Source organism: Paenibacillus lautus NBRC 15380 (genome assembly GCF_004000945.1).
In the GTDB taxonomy this organism is placed as follows: Bacteria; Bacillota; Bacilli; order Paenibacillales; family Paenibacillaceae; genus Paenibacillus_AQ; species Paenibacillus_AQ lautus.
The window spans coordinates 71438-87434 of record NZ_BIMF01000015.1 but is presented as its reverse complement, the minus strand read 5'-3'; the positions used below and the strand labels follow the sequence as shown (position 1 = coordinate 87434).

The 15997-nt window shown below is 49.7% G+C and carries 20 protein-coding genes and 1 pseudogene; all 21 read left to right on the top strand.

Annotated elements, in window-relative coordinates; genetic code table 11:
• Positions 1–47: 47 nt before the first annotated feature.
• The 21 genes and pseudogenes from PLA01S_RS22760 (at position 48) to aroH (ending at position 15776) form a co-directional block, all read left to right on the top strand.
• On the top strand, positions 48–323 hold the full coding sequence (locus PLA01S_RS22760) for a stage VI sporulation protein F (protein ID WP_006209456.1): 276 nt from the start codon (positions 48–50) through the stop codon (positions 321–323).
• 142 nt (positions 324–465) lie between these two features.
• Positions 466–645, top strand: coding sequence for a DUF2768 family protein (locus tag PLA01S_RS22755; protein WP_071223929.1), 180 nt, complete (start codon positions 466–468; stop codon positions 643–645).
• A gap of 42 nt (positions 646–687) precedes the next feature.
• Positions 688–1278: a hypothetical protein gene (locus PLA01S_RS22750; RefSeq protein WP_127594153.1), complete on the top strand. Its 591-nt coding sequence runs from the start codon at positions 688–690 to the stop codon at positions 1276–1278.
• A gap of 62 nt (positions 1279–1340) precedes the next feature.
• Entirely contained in the window at positions 1341–1700 is a 360-nt protein-coding gene (locus PLA01S_RS22745) for a 2Fe-2S iron-sulfur cluster-binding protein (RefSeq protein ID WP_100536308.1), read from the top strand.
• Between the two features lie 24 nt (positions 1701–1724).
• Positions 1725–2477: a YphF family lipoprotein gene (locus PLA01S_RS22740; RefSeq protein ID WP_127594227.1), complete on the top strand. Its 753-nt coding sequence runs from the start codon at positions 1725–1727 to the stop codon at positions 2475–2477.
• Between the two features lie 605 nt (positions 2478–3082).
• Positions 3083–4561 carry a stage IV sporulation protein A gene (spoIVA, locus tag PLA01S_RS22735; protein ID WP_113056935.1) on the top strand — a complete coding sequence of 493 codons (1479 nt, stop codon included), beginning with the start codon at positions 3083–3085 and terminating at the stop codon, positions 4559–4561.
• A gap of 259 nt (positions 4562–4820) precedes the next feature.
• Positions 4821–5093, top strand: a complete 273-nt coding sequence (gene hbs / locus PLA01S_RS22730) for a non-specific DNA-binding protein Hbs (protein ID WP_006209463.1) — start codon at positions 4821–4823, stop codon at positions 5091–5093.
• Positions 5094–5177: 84 nt separating this feature from the next.
• Positions 5178–5402 carry a trp RNA-binding attenuation protein MtrB gene (gene mtrB / locus PLA01S_RS22725; RefSeq protein ID WP_071223937.1) on the top strand — a complete coding sequence of 75 codons (225 nt, stop codon included), beginning with the start codon at positions 5178–5180 and terminating at the stop codon, positions 5400–5402.
• 172 nt (positions 5403–5574) lie between these two features.
• Complete coding sequence (locus tag PLA01S_RS22720; RefSeq protein WP_127594152.1) at positions 5575–6537, top strand: 1,4-dihydroxy-2-naphthoate polyprenyltransferase; 963 nt, start codon at positions 5575–5577, stop codon at positions 6535–6537.
• 113 nt (positions 6538–6650) lie between these two features.
• Positions 6651–7193 (top strand): hypothetical protein, encoded by a 543-nt coding sequence (locus PLA01S_RS22715; protein ID WP_127594151.1) that lies wholly within the window; start codon positions 6651–6653, stop codon positions 7191–7193.
• A gap of 112 nt (positions 7194–7305) precedes the next feature.
• Positions 7306–8166: a heptaprenyl diphosphate synthase component 1 gene (locus PLA01S_RS22710; protein WP_127594150.1), complete on the top strand. Its 861-nt coding sequence runs from the start codon at positions 7306–7308 to the stop codon at positions 8164–8166.
• Between the two features lie 36 nt (positions 8167–8202).
• Positions 8203–8934 carry a demethylmenaquinone methyltransferase gene (locus PLA01S_RS22705; RefSeq protein ID WP_164817500.1) on the top strand — a complete coding sequence of 244 codons (732 nt, stop codon included), beginning with the start codon at positions 8203–8205 and terminating at the stop codon, positions 8932–8934.
• Positions 8927–9799, top strand: coding sequence for a UbiA-like polyprenyltransferase (locus PLA01S_RS22700; protein WP_100536315.1), 873 nt, complete (start codon positions 8927–8929; stop codon positions 9797–9799). The genes PLA01S_RS22705 and PLA01S_RS22700 overlap by 8 nt, the downstream gene beginning before the upstream one ends.
• Positions 9799–10401: a UbiX family flavin prenyltransferase gene (locus PLA01S_RS22695; RefSeq protein WP_127594148.1), complete on the top strand. Its 603-nt coding sequence runs from the start codon at positions 9799–9801 to the stop codon at positions 10399–10401. Before PLA01S_RS22700 ends, PLA01S_RS22695 begins: the two co-directional genes overlap by 1 nt.
• 44 nt (positions 10402–10445) lie before the next feature.
• Positions 10446–10593: pseudogene (locus PLA01S_RS32690) on the top strand (ABC transporter substrate-binding protein); the annotation flags it as partial.
• Positions 10590–11564 carry a polyprenyl synthetase family protein gene (locus tag PLA01S_RS22685; protein WP_127594147.1) on the top strand — a complete coding sequence of 325 codons (975 nt, stop codon included), beginning with the start codon at positions 10590–10592 and terminating at the stop codon, positions 11562–11564. The pseudogene PLA01S_RS32690 and the gene PLA01S_RS22685, both read left to right, overlap by 4 nt.
• Before the next feature lie 111 nt (positions 11565–11675).
• Positions 11676–12119: a nucleoside-diphosphate kinase gene (gene ndk, locus PLA01S_RS22680; RefSeq protein WP_127594226.1), complete on the top strand. Its 444-nt coding sequence runs from the start codon at positions 11676–11678 to the stop codon at positions 12117–12119.
• A 40-nt stretch (positions 12120–12159) separates the two neighbouring features.
• On the top strand, positions 12160–12963 hold the full coding sequence (locus tag PLA01S_RS22675) for a CheR family methyltransferase (RefSeq protein ID WP_127594146.1): 804 nt from the start codon (positions 12160–12162) through the stop codon (positions 12961–12963).
• A 169-nt stretch (positions 12964–13132) separates the two neighbouring features.
• Complete coding sequence (gene aroC / locus PLA01S_RS22670; RefSeq protein ID WP_127594145.1) at positions 13133–14302, top strand: chorismate synthase; 1170 nt, start codon at positions 13133–13135, stop codon at positions 14300–14302.
• 1 nt (position 14303) lies between these two features.
• Positions 14304–15398 carry a 3-dehydroquinate synthase gene (gene aroB, locus PLA01S_RS22665; protein ID WP_127594144.1) on the top strand — a complete coding sequence of 365 codons (1095 nt, stop codon included), beginning with the start codon at positions 14304–14306 and terminating at the stop codon, positions 15396–15398.
• Between the two features lie 3 nt (positions 15399–15401).
• Positions 15402–15776, top strand: a complete 375-nt coding sequence (aroH, locus tag PLA01S_RS22660) for a chorismate mutase (RefSeq protein WP_009595253.1) — start codon at positions 15402–15404, stop codon at positions 15774–15776.
• Positions 15777–15997: the final 221 nt, after the last annotated feature.

Sequence of the window (15997 nt, the reverse complement as noted above, 5' to 3'; positions counted from 1 at the left end):
ATGATTGACTCATATATTGATGTGAGGATGTCGGAGGAGGGGTGGAAATGAGCAAAAGCTTTCACAAGGATGTACTGAATGCGATTAACAAGAAAAGCGGCAAGAAAATTTCTTCAGGGGCTGTCAATAAGCTGGCTAGCACGGTTAAGCCGTCTACAATGCAAAATGAAGCCCAGCTCCGCCAGCTGATCAAGCAGGTATCTTCGATGGCGAACATACCTGTTAGTGAGGACACGATCCAAGAGATTGTCGGCGCGGTGAAGAAGAGTGGCATGAATCCAAGCAATATGGAAGCCTTGATGAAAATGATGATGAACAAATAAGATACGATGATGATGTTGAACAAAAGACGCTCCGGATTGGATAGCGGCTTTTGTTCTTTTTTTCGACATACCTGGGGTGAGGCGCTATCATTTTCGTGATATAATAGGTTGAAATTGATGAGAGAATGGAGAGTTTCGTGACATGGATCCGATGCAAAAGATGTGGCTGTCCTTAGTCGCATTATTGATTATGGCACTGTCCGTCATAGTGGTTACGCTTGCTCGAAGCAAGACCAAGGGTTTTCTGCGCGGCGCGCTGTCGTTCGTGGCCTTTATGATGATGATTTTTGGTTTTATTATTGGACTGGCCTCCATCATATAACGTAGGAAGTCAATCCGGGACGATACGGTAAAGGGGTGCAGCATGACGCTGAATGATCTGCCGGAATTGGAGAGTGTGTTAGCTACCGCCATTCATAAGCTGAATCAGGTACCTATTGCTTGGCTGCTGGGTGGAAGCTGCAGCTTGCTTCTGCAGGATGTAACATTGGACAAGCCGCCGAGAGATATCGATATATATACCGATGCAGGGGGCGTCCAGCCATTGCATGAGTCGCTGGCTTTTATGGCCGTGGATGCTCCCCGATTAGACCAAGAGGGGATATATTCTTCGATTCTGAGCCACTATGAAATAGAGAAAGTTCCGATTGAACTGGTAGGCGGATTTGAAGTGAATTCAAACGGGTCCACCTACTGTGTTGAGATCGATCCATTGCTGTATCCTGCAGCACCAGAGAGTCATATACAGGGCGTCACGGTACGGCTGATGCCGTTATCCCATGAACTGGTGTTTAATGTGCTTCGGGATCGGCCGGATCGGTACGATGCCATTGCAGAGGCGATCCTGAGGGACATGGACCAACATATGCCGCTGCTTCAGCAGCTGTTAAGCCGGAACCGTTTGAGCATGGAACATCGGATGGTGTTGAACCGATTAATCGGACTACACCCATAACACGGCAAATAGGGCCGGCAGCATGGATGAATGTTTACATAAGAAAAGGAGCGCGTTTACCGTTGGACTACGAGGTGTTATTTCTGCCGGATCAGAAGAAGGTCAAGGTTCGTCCGAACACGAATGTACTGGATGCCTCCCGTCGGGCCGGCGTGCGTATTCCTACCCGTTGCGGAGGCAAAGCCGGTTGTTTGATGTGCAAAATCATAGTTCCGAGCGAGGAACGCGATCATTGCTCTGCTCCGGAGCCCAAGGAAATCAGGAAGCTGGGGACATCGATGATGGAACAAGGCTACCGGCTATCCTGCCAGACGAGAATCACGAATCATATAAAGGTAATGATTCCCGAGGACCCGCTCAAAGCTGCGATACGCAAACAGCTCGAAGCAGCGAGAAACCGGGAGTCCGATGACTTTATTTAAAGCGAAGGATGATGTTAGTTGAGTATGATCACTTGGATGACCCAAGCGGCAGGCCGTTCGAGGCGGATGTCTACCGTCTTAATCCTGGTGCTGTTTCCGATGTTGCTGACAGGTTGTCTTTATCCTGACGAGAAATTGCAGGAGAACAAGGTTTCATATAGGGAAAGTGTCAAACGGATACAATCGGCTGTAGATGATTTTTATAAAGAACAGGGAATCTTGCCGATGATTACGGCAGGTCCGGAAATTCCTCGGTATGAGAAATACCGGGTCGATTTGGATCAGCTGAAGAACCGGGGATACATCGACCAAATTCCGGATACGGCATTTGAGAAGGGCGGAAGTGGATATTTTCTCATTATCAATGAGGAAACCGAGCCAACCGTGAAGGTTATGGACTTGACCACGGCCCAGAAGGTGAATGACGTTCAGAGAGCCGTGAATTTGTACAAAATGGCGCATGACAACGCTCTTCCTGCAGGGGAAGCCCTGTACCCGGGATATACGGCAGTGGACCTGTCCAAGACCGATGCCAAATCCCTTTCATTACTGAGTGTATACTCGGGTCAGGAGATGGCCTTTATGATGGATGAAGAGGGAACGGTATACGCCGATTATGCATTCGATATTATGCAGGCTATCCAGAAGAACGGTTCCGATCCTCAAGAAGGAGAGGATTTACGGGTGTTCCTGGAGAAGGAATCCTATTATGTCCCCGTAAAATCTGTACCTTATATATGGAAGGATGGGCAGCCCGTAGCTCAGCCGCTTTCCTGAACCTATACCCGCCGTGATCGGCGGGTATTTTTGTTGAACCTACATGGTTACCGATAACTGGTGAAGATAGGGGATTCGGAAGCAATGATCGGACCAACATTTTTTTCTTGAGACCCTTCTTCGATAGATTTTTTGAAATTGGTTGAATCTATTTGGAATATCTATTAAAGTGCGCGCATATTCATAATCTGAAAGAGTAGTGCGGGCAAGAGCCGGTTGCCCCCATCATGAGGCATACGAAAACGTCTGAAGGCGCACAGCATGAAGACAAACCGCGCCCTTAGCGGTAGTTGTTTTTAACGGTATTCGAGGGCAGTGTCTAGTTGGTTTAGGCCTATTCGATATCCTTAAAAAAAACTGGACGGACTTTAAGGGGCAACCGTCATATTTTTGAACCCGGTACATATGATGTTACTAGTCCAAATGCATGTACGAGTTACGCCGCTTTGCCGTTTCCATCAAAACTCATGGAATACCGGCGGCGGGATGCTGGCGACATTGTAAAGGCTGCTCATCTGTTGCAATGGCTTTGGCTATGAGTGGAACACGAAGCGGATGCTCTTAAAGCATTTTTCCTTCGGAGTAATTTGAGGAGGGGATCTCTTTTGGAAAAAGTGGACATTTTTAAGGACATTGCCGAACGGACCGGAGGGGACATTTACTTAGGTGTTGTCGGTGCCGTCCGTACGGGAAAATCAACCTTCATCAAGCGGTTTATGGAGACGATTGTTCTCCCGAACATTACGAACGAGGCGGATCGAGTAAGAGCTGTGGATGAGCTGCCTCAAAGTGCTGCAGGGAAAACAATCATGACAACCGAGCCGAAATTCGTGCCGAACAACGCGGTACAGATCAAAGTTACGGAAGGTCTTGAGGTCAACGTCAGATTGGTGGATTGTGTAGGTTATGCCGTTGAAGGCGCTAAGGGCTACGAGGATGAGAATGGCCCGAGAATGATCTCGACGCCATGGTTCGAAGAACCGATTCCGTTCCAGGAAGCGGCTGAAATCGGAACGCGCAAAGTTATTCAGGAGCACTCCACGCTTGGTGTCGTCGTCACGACAGACGGAAGCATTGCGGAAATTCCGCGCAGCTCTTATGTTGAGGCTGAGGAGCGCGTTATCGAGGAACTGAAGGAAGTCGGCAAGCCATTCGTGGTGGTCATTAACTCGACGCGTCCACGCAGTGAAGAAGCGCTTCAGCTGCGCAATGAGCTGGCAGAGAAATACGACATTCCGGTGATGACACTGAGTGCAGCCACGATGACCGAAGATGATGTAACCGGTGTTCTTCGTGAAGTATTGTATGAGTTCCCAGTGCATGAAGTGAACGTTAATCTTCCTAGCTGGGTTATGGTGCTTAACGAGAACCACTGGCTGCGCAGCAACTATGAGAACTCGGTCAGAGATACCGTGAAAGATATCCGCCGTCTGCGTGACGTGGACCGGGTGGTCAGCCAGTTCATGGAGTATGACTTCATCAACCATGCCGGACTTAGCGGCATGAATATGGGTCAGGGCGTTGCCGAGATCGATCTCTTTGCACCTGATGAACTGTATGACCGGATCCTGATGGAGGTTGTGGGTGTCGAGATTCGCGGTAAAGATCATTTGCTGCAGCTGATGCAGGAGTTCTCCCATGCCAAACGGGAATACGACCGCTTCGCTGAAGCGCTTGAAATGGTTAAAACGACAGGTTACGGTATTGCTGCTCCTTCCCTGGCTGAGATGGCGCTGGATGAGCCTGAGCTTATCCGTCAAGGCACCCGCTTCGGGGTAAGATTGAAAGCGACCGCGCCTTCCATCCATATGATTCGGGTCGACGTGGAATCCGAGTTCTCGCCGATTATCGGCACAGAGAAGCAAAGCGAAGAGCTTGTGCGCTACCTGATGCAGGATTTCGAGAACGATCCGATCAAGATTTGGGAATCCGATATATTCGGACGCTCGCTGCACTCGATCGTCCGTGAAGGAATTCAAGGCAAAATTGCAATGATGCCTGACAATGCGAGATATAAATTGCAAGAAACTTTGGGTCGGATCATCAACGAAGGTTCCGGCGGTTTGATCGCGATCATTCTTTAAGTGAGTATCGCTAAGGTGTTGAATACGCAGTCGCTAACGGGTCTAAAGTCCCGATTAGCGGCTGTTTTTCGTGTTTTCTTTGGTAGTGCAGAGCAAAACGCTTGAAATTATGAGATGGCTGTATTACTATAAATTTGTTCCGCGTCATGCATTCTAAACGCGAGATAGGGGTAAAATACCCGATTGCACGTATAATTTGCGGTAAAACGGAAACAGTGAATAGCAAGTGGAGCACATTCCTTGTTAGGGAGGTGAAAGAATGAATAAATCGGATCTGATTACACAAGTAGCTGAATCTACTGAGCTTTCCAAGAAGGATGCAACTAAAGCGGTTGATGCCGTTTTCGATGCAATCTCCGAAGCGTTGCAAAGTGGAGACAAAGTACAGCTGGTCGGCTTTGGCAACTTCGAGGTTCGCGAGCGTTCCGCACGGAAAGGCCGCAACCCGCAAACAGGTGAAGAAATCGAAATCCCTGCGAGCAAAATTCCTGCATTTAAACCTGGTAAAGCGCTCAAAGACGGAATCAAATAAAGATTTCTACATATTACCTAAGAGCACAGGTCGTGAATTCGTTCACGGCCTTTTCTTTTAGCTTACGGTGAGGAGGTCTGAACAATGGAGAACGTTCAAAACGGGGATTATTTTATCGTCAAAGCGCTGGACCATGGCGTGCAGGTGATCGGCCTTACCCGCGGTCAGGACACCCGGTTTCATCATACCGAGAAGCTGGACAAAGGCGAGGTCATCATCGCCCAGTTCACGGATCATACGTCTGCGGTTAAAATACGCGGCAAAGCTGAGGTCATGACCAAGCATGGGAAGATTGAATCCGGCATCTGAATAGGATTACCATCTTGGCAAAGCCCCACCAAATTGGTGGGGCTTTTTTATCTCGCTCCAAAAGTAACATTCGTCACTTTTGCAAACGCGTTTGTCAAGTACAATTCCAACAGACCGCGGCCATGAAATCCTTTAATCTGAAATCAGATTAATTGGATAAAGGATGATGGTCATGGGAATCCGAGCTTTTTTTAAACTGGTGGAAATTCAGACGAAGGTAGCCAGCATGATTCCGTTCCTGTTCGGAACTTTGTATGCACTGTTTCGTTTTCAGCAGTTCGACGGGTATCATTTTGCCCTGATGCTCGCGTCGTTGCTCTCGTTTGATATGGCAACAACGGCGATCAATAACTATTACGATTACAAAAAAGCGATTAAAAAGAACGGCTTCGGTTACGAGCAGCACAATGCCATTGTACGTTATAACCTTAAGGAGCCTGCGGTTGTGTCCGTCATCATCGTGCTGCTCTTGACAGCCGTTGGTGCAGGGATCGCGCTTTTCCTGTCTACGGGCTGGTTGATCCTGCTGCTGGGCGGATTGTCTTTTGCCGTAGGGATATTATATTCGTTCGGACCGATTCCGATCTCGCGGATGCCGCTGGGCGAGCTGTTCTCCGGATTGTTTATGGGATTTGTCATTATATTTATTTCGGCTTGGATCCACGCGGAGGACAGCCATCTGGCGGTTCTGGACCTGCACGGCAGCGTTCTGTCCCTTCAGGTGAACCTTCCTGAGGTACTGCTGCTGCTGGTGGTATCGCTGCCGGCCATACTTGGGATTGCCAACATCATGCTGGCCAATAACATCTGCGACATGGATGAGGATATGGAGAACAAGCGGTATACGCTGCCCGTATATATAGGATTCAGGCCTTCTCTAAAGCTGTTCCGAATTCTGTATTGCCTTGCTTATCTGGACCTGGCGGCTCTTCTCCTGATGAAGGTGCACCCCGTGTTAGTTCTTCTGGTGTTCGTCACGCTTGCCCCGGTTTATAAAAAAAGCGCCGTATTCACCGCCCATCCTTCCAAAGAGAAAACATTTGCGATCGCGGTGCAAAATTTTGTGCTCATGAATCTAGCGAGGATCGCAGCGCTGGGGGTGGCAGCGGCGTGGACTTCTCGATCGTTCTTCTAAACCGAATAAGGCTCGTTTTACCTGAAGCAGGCATAGCCTGCTTTTTTTCTTTATACAATGAGGTATGGACTAATGAGGTGCGGAAGAAACTAGGAATAGAGGAGGTTTAGGACATGAAGCACTGGCAATCCGTACGAGCCGTACTCCTGCCCGCGGCGATTGCATGTATCCTGCTCGCACTGTTAATGGGGCTTCAATCGCAAGCCCGTTATAAGGTCGGCGCTGTGACAGCGGCGATACCCTATCACAGCCGGGAATTAAGCGATGCCGGATTAGTGGACTCCCTAATGAATCTTCCTCTTCATCTGAAAATAAGCCGGGCAGATTATGATGAAGGCGCGCTGACGCTGGATATCAAATTGAGCGATCCCTCGGAGACGGCCGCCGAGGTTTATGAGGATATCGCCAGCATTATGTCCTTTACGTTCGAAGGAACGGATAATGTGCAGCAGCTGTATCTAAGAGTGGTAGCCATCGATCGTTGGGGAGGGAAGCGGTATATGCTGCTGGCTTCGAATATGAACAAGGATGCCTGGGACTCACGCTATGCAGAAGCTCTGACCCAGCTCGAGAACGGCGATGTTCCGCCATCCATTGCAGCCGCTCTTAACCTAACATTTACGAATCTTTGGCTTAAGCAGTTCAGCAGCCCCTGAAAGGGGTAAAATAGTAGATGACAGGGCATGTACGCGCCTTGAACATGTGTTATAATAGATTGGATTGTGGGCTCAATTGGACAAAAGAACATCAAGTGCACGGAGGCTGAGAATGAAACCGTATCGCGTACCAGAACTGGCAGAGAAATATTTAAATTATGATATGATTCAGAACCACACGGAACTTCCGAATTTTCCGGATGCCCGTGTTCATTTGCTATACATATTTTTAAAGGATTCGGGACGAAATCTTGCCGGACATGAAGAATTGTACGCACTGGTTACCTCACTGGTTCAGGTGGGACTCGATACGCATGAGAGCATCGACGTTACGGAGGGCAATCAAGGAGAGGCGATGATGCGATCCCGGCAGTTAAAAGTGCTCGCAGGGGATTATTTCAGCAGCCGTTTTTATCAACTCCTTGCCTTAAAGGGCGAAATTGCTGTCATCTCGCTTCTTAGCAAGGCTGTTAGCGAAGTTAACGTGATGAAGATGAGATTATACGGCAAAATGAAACAAACGTTGCTGCCTTCTGAAGAATATCTACGGCTAACGGTACAGCTGAATATGCAGCTGTTTCTTTCTTTTACTCCGCTGCTTGAGAAGTCCGTACAAGAAACATGGGAGAAGCTGCTCAAGGAAATTACGGAATGTGAGACGCTTGTTCAGGAGATGGAACGCTGTGCTACGCCTGAAATCGGCAGATGCAGTTACGTGTACTGGCATCTGATCGAGTCGGGGAGCGACGAGGAACGGAAAATGCTGGTTGGCAAGAAGACGGATATGAAGGACTGGAGGAAGCTGATCCTGAAGCACAAGGTTTCGGAGAAGCTGCTGGACAAGCTGCGCGAGTCCGTTCATGCCGTACAGCTGCTGCTGGCAAGCCGTGTAGGAGAGAGCCCGTACGCCTGTATGCTGGACCCGTTCCTGAAACGGCTAAGCACGTACCGGTCCGTCGTAAGTGAAGGGTAGGGGGATGCTGTGGATAATCAAACAACCAAGTTAGACATGAGCAAGCATGACGGCAAAAATCCGAAAGAGCAATACGTCCATTCCGTCTTTGAAAGCATTTCGGGAAAATATGATATTATGAATGACATTCTCAGCTTTCGAAGACATAAAGCCTGGCGCAAGTTTACGATGAAGAAGATGAATATGCGTCGCGGCGATACGGCCATCGATCTATGCTGCGGTACTTGCGACTGGACGATCAGTATGGCACAGGCAAGTGAATCCGGACACATAGTTGGACTCGATTTCAGTGAGGGGATGCTGAATGTCGGCCGGGGGAAGGTTGCCAAACAGGGGCTGGACCAACAGATAGAACTGGTTCAGGGGAATGCCATGAGCCTGCCGTTCGAAGACAATCAGTTCGATTACGCGACGATCGGTTTCGGTCTTCGCAATGTGCCGGATTACATGCAGGTTCTGCATGAGATGAAACGCGTGGTTAAGCCTGGCGGGATGGTTGTATGTTTGGAACTGTCCAAGCCGACTTGGCAGCCGTTCAAAGGCATTTATTATTTCTACTTTCAACAAGTGCTGCCTCGGATGGGGAAACTGGTAGCCAAGCGTTACGAGCAGTATAAGTGGCTGCCGGAATCGCTGGCTTTGTTCCCAGGACGAGAGGAGCTTGCCGAAGCTTTCCGTCAGACCGGACTTAAACAGGTTCAGGCCTATCCCTTGACTGGTGGCATAGCAGCCTTACATATTGGGATCAAGGAGAATCTGGATGTTTAAGAAAATAGGAACTTATCTTGAAATGATTAAAGTGGAGCATACACTGTTTGCTCTACCTTTCGCTTTTATGGGGGCGATTCTAGGATCGGCCGTTGTGTTTGACCGCTTACCATCCTGGGGAGATATCGGCTGGATCTTTCTTGCCATGTTCGGTGCACGCAGCGCTGCCTTCGGATTGAATCGGCTCACGGACCAGCATATCGATGCCAAGAACCCCCGCACCGCAAATCGGGCCATTCCGGCTGGGCTGCTGAAACCGCTGGAAGTTATCTTATTCATTATTCTGTCTTTCGCGGTGTTTTTCTGGGCGACTTACATGCTGGATCCGTTTGCTTTCCGTTTGCTGCCTATCGCTATTTTTATGCTCATTATTTATTCATACACCAAACGGTTTACTTGGCTTTGTCATCTGGTGCTCGGGCTTACAACAGCATTGGCTCCGCTTGGCGGATGGGTTGCGGTAACCGGTCAAATCGACTGGAAGGCCATTGTGTTCTATATCGCGCTTGCGTTTTGGACAGCCGGATTTGATATTGTTTACGCTTGCCAGGATGAGAAGTTTGATGCCAAAGAAAGGCTGTACTCGATTCCATCCCGGTTCGGTTTGCATAAAGCGTTGTGGTTCGCGCGCGGCTTTCACGTAGTAACAGCCATCGGTTTTATCGTTCTTTTCTTTGTCACACCGGTTGGCTGGTGGTATCTGATCGGCATGATCATCGCCTGCGGAATTTTGTTCTATCAGCATTACATCTTGTCGCCGAACGATATGAGCCGTCTGCAAACCGCCTTTTTTACAATGAACAGCACACTGAGCATCATCCTGTTTGTATTCACTCTGATTGATTTGGTGGTGCGGTATATCTGATGAAATCCATGCGCAGAAAAAGCTGGGTTGTCGGTATTACGGGAGCCAGCGGCAGCATATACGGTGTTCGCCTCACCGAGAGCCTGCTCTCGCTGGGCTATGATGTGCATTTGATCATTTCCAATGCGGGCTGGCGTGTCCTGAAGGAGGAAATGGGCTTTCAGGCGGGCAACCGCGAAGAAGTGCTGGCCGAGAAATTCGGCGGATACGAGGGAAATGTGATGTACCATCCGATCTCCGACATCGGGGCTACGATAGCCAGTGGATCTTTCCTGGTGGAAGGCATGATCATTATGCCATGCTCCATGGGGACATTATCCTCGGTGGCACACGGCTCTTCCGACAATCTGATGGGACGCGCCGCGGATGTGATGCTGAAAGAAGGCCGTCCTCTGGTGCTTGTCCCGAGAGAAACGCCTCTGCATGCGATTCACCTGGAGAACATGCTGGCGCTGGCCAAGCTTGGCGTTAAAATCATTCCCGCGATGCCTGCGTTCTATTACGGACCGAAGACCATTGATGATATCGTGAATTTTCTGGTCGGCAAGGTATTGGACAGCTTACGCATTGAACATCAATTGTATACAAGATGGGGTGACTAGCAGGCCGGAGTGTATCGGGGAGTTAGCGGCTGCTGCAATTCTGCTTTACGAACCTGTGCTACGATTTTGGCGAACGACAACAGGAAGGGTTACGCTTATATTTCAAGTTCGTGGATGAACTTGGCCTGCTAAGATTGCAAGGTAGTGCCGGAGTTATGGAATGAGAATCTAAGCATACGGGTGAAAAGATGAAACGATTTGACATATTCGGAACATTAAAAAAAGATATGGACGTTATCGAGAAGGAACTCTATCTCAGTGTCGAAGGCGACAGCCCCGAGCTGACAGAGACTTCTTTGCATCTGCTCCGAGCAGGGGGCAAGCGACTCCGTCCTGTTTTTGTGCTCATGGGCGGTAAGTTCGGCGACTATGACATTGACAAGCTGAAGCATGTGGCCGTGCCGCTCGAGATGATTCACAGCGCATCGCTCGTTCACGATGACGTGATCGATGATGCGGACACGCGGCGCGGTAAGCCAACGGTAAAGGCGAAATGGGACAACCGGATTGCCATGTATACCGGCGACTATATTTACGGCAAGGCCCTGGAGTTGACGACCCACCTGAAGCAGCCAGAGATTCATCAAATTCTCGCCAAGGCCATGGTCGAGATGTCCATCGGCGAAATGGAGCAGATTCGTGATTTCTTTAATACCGATCAGGACGTCAGAAGGTACCTTCTTCGCATTCGCCGCAAGACGTCGCTCTTGATCGCCGTCAGCTGCCAGCTCGGAGCACTGGCTGCGGATGCGGACCGCAAGGTCGCAAACGCTCTGTATCGATTCGGATATAACGTCGGCATGGCCTTTCAGATTCAGGACGATCTTCTGGATCTGTGCGGGACGGAGAAGCAGATTGGCAAGCCGCCGGGGAGCGATATGAGGCAGGGGAATATTACGCTGCCCGTTATATTTGCTCTCGAAGATAGCAAACGGAGGGAGCCGCTGCTGCAAGCGCTGGATCGGATTCATGCACTGAATGGCCAGTGTGATGTGACGGACGCCGTGGAGCTTGTAACCTCAAGCGATGGTATATCGAGATCTGAGGCGTTGGCTGATCGGTATATCCGTAAAGCATTGGCCGCATTGGATACTTTGCCTGACATCAAGACCAAAAAACAGCTAAGAGATATCGCAAATTTTATTACGAAGCGGTCATATTAGCCTTAACCATGAGGTTGCTTTCTGTTAAAATACGGGTACAAACATGTAACATCACCTGAGCATGGAATGATTGTTCAATATCCTAGAATGAGGGGAAGCGTGATGAGGCCAATGGAACGTACTTTTTTAATGATTAAACCCGATGGTGTACAGCGTGGGCTGATCGGCCGAATCGTCGGCCGTTTGGAGGATAAAGGATTCAAGCTGGTTGCAGGCAAGTTCCTGCAGATTTCAGACGAGCAGGCCAAGCGCCATTATGCGGAACATGAAGGCAAAGATTTTTTTGAGAACCTGGTTGGGTTTATCACGTCCGGACCGGTGTTTGCGATGGTTTGGGAAGGGGACGACATCATTGCTTTGTCCCGTCAGGTGATCGGCAAAACGAATGTGAAGGATGCGCTGCCCGGGACGATTCGGGGGGATTTTTCAGCTCATACGCCGCACAATCTGATTCATGGATCGGATTCACCGGAGAGCGCCCAACGCGAAATTTCCAATTTTTTTGAAGAGAAGGAATTAGTTGAATATAACAAGACGCTGTCCCCTTGGCTGTAAGCTAAGGACGCGGAATAATCTGATTAAACAGGATGATACGATGACGGAACATGAACCTGTGCTGGATGATCCGGATTATATCGGCTTTGTTCGCAGTATCGAACGAAGCACGGGGATCAATCTGGCAGATTATAAAGAGGCCCAGATGAAGCGAAGGCTAACAACGCTGCGTATGAAGAAGGGGTTTGAAACCTTTTCGGACTTCTATGACGCCATGATGAAGGACAAGCCATTATTTCATGAGTTTTTGGACCGGATGACAATTAACGTCTCGGAGTTTTGGCGCAATCCCAACCGGTGGGAAGTTCTCCGTGACAAAATATTGCCAGAGATATCCCAGCAGAATCCCGGGGTATTGAAAATATGGAGCGCCGCCTGCTCCACGGGTGAGGAGCCATATACGCTTGCCATGATACTGTCCGAACAGAAGATGCTGGGCCGTGCGCGAATCGCGGCGACGGATATTGATGATGGGGCATTACATAAAGCGAAGGAAGGCCTATATGTCGAGAGGTCATTGAAGGATGTGCCTCCGGATGTAGCCGCCCGCTATTTTAAGGAAGAAGGTTCGGTGTATCGCTTCAGTGAGCATTTGAAGAAAGAAGTCACCTTTCATAAGCAGAATCTGCTGACGGACCGCTTTGAGACTGGGTATGATCTGATCGTTTGTCGAAACGTGATGATTTATTTCACGGAAGGGGCCAAGCATAAGCTGTACCAGAAGTTTGCGTCAAGCTTGAAGCCAGGCGGATTTTTGTTTGTGGGCAGCACGGAACAAATCTTTAATCCGGGACAATATGGCCTGGAGAGCAACGAGACCTTTTTCTACCGTAAAATTCAATAGAGACAGCTGTCAATAAACGCAAAAGCGCTTTTCAATCCGTAGGATGAGAGGCGCTTTTGCTTGTCTTGCGACATTCTTGTCAAAGCGTTAGACCTATACTATAATGAGCAGAAGATATTTACGGAGTTTAGCGGTTTAACGCTTAAAAGTTTAAAGGGGGAAAAGCATCATGAGCTTACGCTTTTTAACTGCTGGGGAAACACACGGTCCTCAGTTGACAACCATAATCGAAGGACTTCCAAGTAATTTGGAGCTTGATTTCGAAGCATTGAACTTTCAGCTTCATCGGAGACAGAAGGGGTATGGCCGGGGGCGCCGCATGCAGATCGAGAAGGATACCGCGCAAATCCTTGGGGGCGTGCGTCACGGATATACAACCGGTGCGCCAATCGCCTTGGTCGTGCAGAATAACGACTGGAAGCATTGGCAGAACATTATGAACGTGGAGCCGATTGAAGGTAGCGACGAGGTGAAAAGACGGGTGCACCGCCCAAGACCGGGGCATGCCGACTTGAACGGCGGTTTGAAGTACAACCTGAAGGATCTGCGTAATGTGCTGGAACGCTCCAGTGCCCGTGAAACCACGGTTCGCGTAGCGGTTGGCGCTATCGCGAGACAATTCCTGGCACAATTCGGCGTTAAAGTGGCTGGCCAGGTCATCCGGATTGGCGAGATCGAAGCTCCCCCGCACAATCTTTCGATTGATGAGCTGATCGAGCGTACGGAAGCCTCCTCGGTTCGCGTGGTGGACGAAGAGACCGAGAAGAAAATGGAAGCCTACATAGACCAGATCAAAAAAGAAGGCGACTCCATCGGCGGCATCGTGGAATGCATCATCGAAGGAGTGCCGGTCGGACTGGGCAGCCATGTCCAATATGACCGCAAGCTGGATGGCCGCATCGCACAGGGCGTGATGTCGATTAATGCCTTTAAGGGCGTTGAGGTCGGAATCGGATTTGAAGCAGGCCAATTGCCCGGTTCCCAGGTGCATGACGAGATTATGTACAGTGAAGAGCGCGGATATCACCGCGCAACCAATCGCCTGGGCGGATTTGAAGGCGGGATGACCAACGGCATGCCGATCGTCGTTCGCGGCGTCATGAAGCCGATTCCAACGCTGTACAAGCCGCTTCAAAGCGTGGATATCGATACGAAGGAAGCTTTCACGGCTCAGGTTGAACGCTCGGATGCCTGTGCGGTTCCGGCAGCCAGCGTTGTCATGGAGCATGTTGTTACCTGGGAGGTAGCAAAGGCGTTTCTGGAGAAGTTTGGCGGTGATTCGATGGAAGAGATTCATGCGAATTACCAGAGCTACCTGAAGCAGCTGGAGAACTACTAATATGAGAACACTTCAGGTGGAACTGGGAGAGCGCTCATATCCGATTTATATCGGAGCTGGGATATTGGATACCATCGGTGAGCTGAGCGCGAAGCATGGGATTACTAGGAAGAGCCCACATTTGATCGTTACGGATGATAAAGTGGCGCCTCATTATTTGTCTCAAGTCGAGGAGCAGTTAAAATCGGAAGGATACACGGTTATTTCCCATATTGTCCCTTCCGGTGAATCCTCCAAGTCGCTTCAAGTCTATGAAGAGGTAATGACTACAGCAATCAACGGCAAGCTGGACCGCAGCTCCGCAGTATTCGCGCTGGGTGGAGGCGTTGTAGGTGATCTGGCCGGATTCGTCGCGGCAACGTACATGCGCGGCGTGACGTTTGTTCAGATCCCGACCACCATCCTGGCCCATGACAGCAGCGTCGGCGGCAAAGTGGCGGTCAATCATCCGTTAGCCAAAAATATGATCGGTGCGTTCCATCAACCCGTTATGGTCGTTTATGATGTAAACACGCTGATGTCATTGCCTCCGCGTGAGGTATCCTCAGGTCTTGCGGAAATGGTGAAGCATGGTTTGATCCTGGACCGTGATTTTGCCTATTGGTGCCGGGAGAATGGTCAGAAGCTGCTGAGCCTGGATCCCGATACGCTGATATATGGCCTGGAGCGCGGCTGCGCGATCAAGGCGGATGTGGTATCCCAGGACGAGCGGGAAGGCGGTTTGCGTGCCATCCTTAATCTGGGGCATACCATCGGTCATGCCATTGAAGCCGTTGGCGGCTACGGACGCTTTTTGCACGGTGAGGCGATTGCAATCGGAATGGCCGGTTCGGCCCGCCTTGCCGAAAAGCTCGGCAGACCGTCGGATCTGCACAACGAGACAGTGAGCATGTTGAAGGCGGTCAATCTGCCGGTAACCTTGCCGTGTGACGTCTCGGTTGAGCGAATTATGGACGCTATGCAGCACGATAAAAAGTTCGCCGAGGGGAATATGGTATTTATCGTACCGGAATCCATCGGCACCGTCAGCATCGTTAAGGATGTACCGGTAGAAGCTGTTCGATCCGTGGTTGAACAGTTGAAGGGAGAGGGATAGTTCATGATGAATCGGGGAATCCGGGGGGCGACAACCGTCACCCGCAACGATGAGCAGGAGATTGTACAGGAAACGCTGCGGCTGCTTGAAGAGATGGTGAGACGAAACGAGCTTCAGCCGGAGTATATCAGCAACATATGGATTACGATGACACAGGATCTGGATGCGACATTTCCGGCGAAAGCGATACGCCAGCTGGAGGGCTGGGATCTCGTCCCTTTAATGTGTTCGGTTGAAATACCGGTTCAAGGCAGTCTGCCGCGCTGCATCCGGTTTATGGTGCAGGTCAATACGGATAAAAGCCAGAGCGAGATTAAGCATGTGTATTTGAACGAAGCCAAGCGGCTGCGTCCGGATTTATCAGGCTCCAACGCTTGATGTAGAAATTTAGGGTTGCAGTAACACGGCATCATCCTGTATAGTGATATCAGAATAGTTGAGTAGAGTTAGGTTTTACAGATGAGTTGAGTTGAGAAGAGCTGAGGCAGTTTAGGTAATAACATAATCGGGATTAAGGATGAACTTGATTTCATGATGAATAGTACAGCATGTTCATACGGCTGGTTACAAGCCTATTTCTTGTATCCGTCTTTGGAACA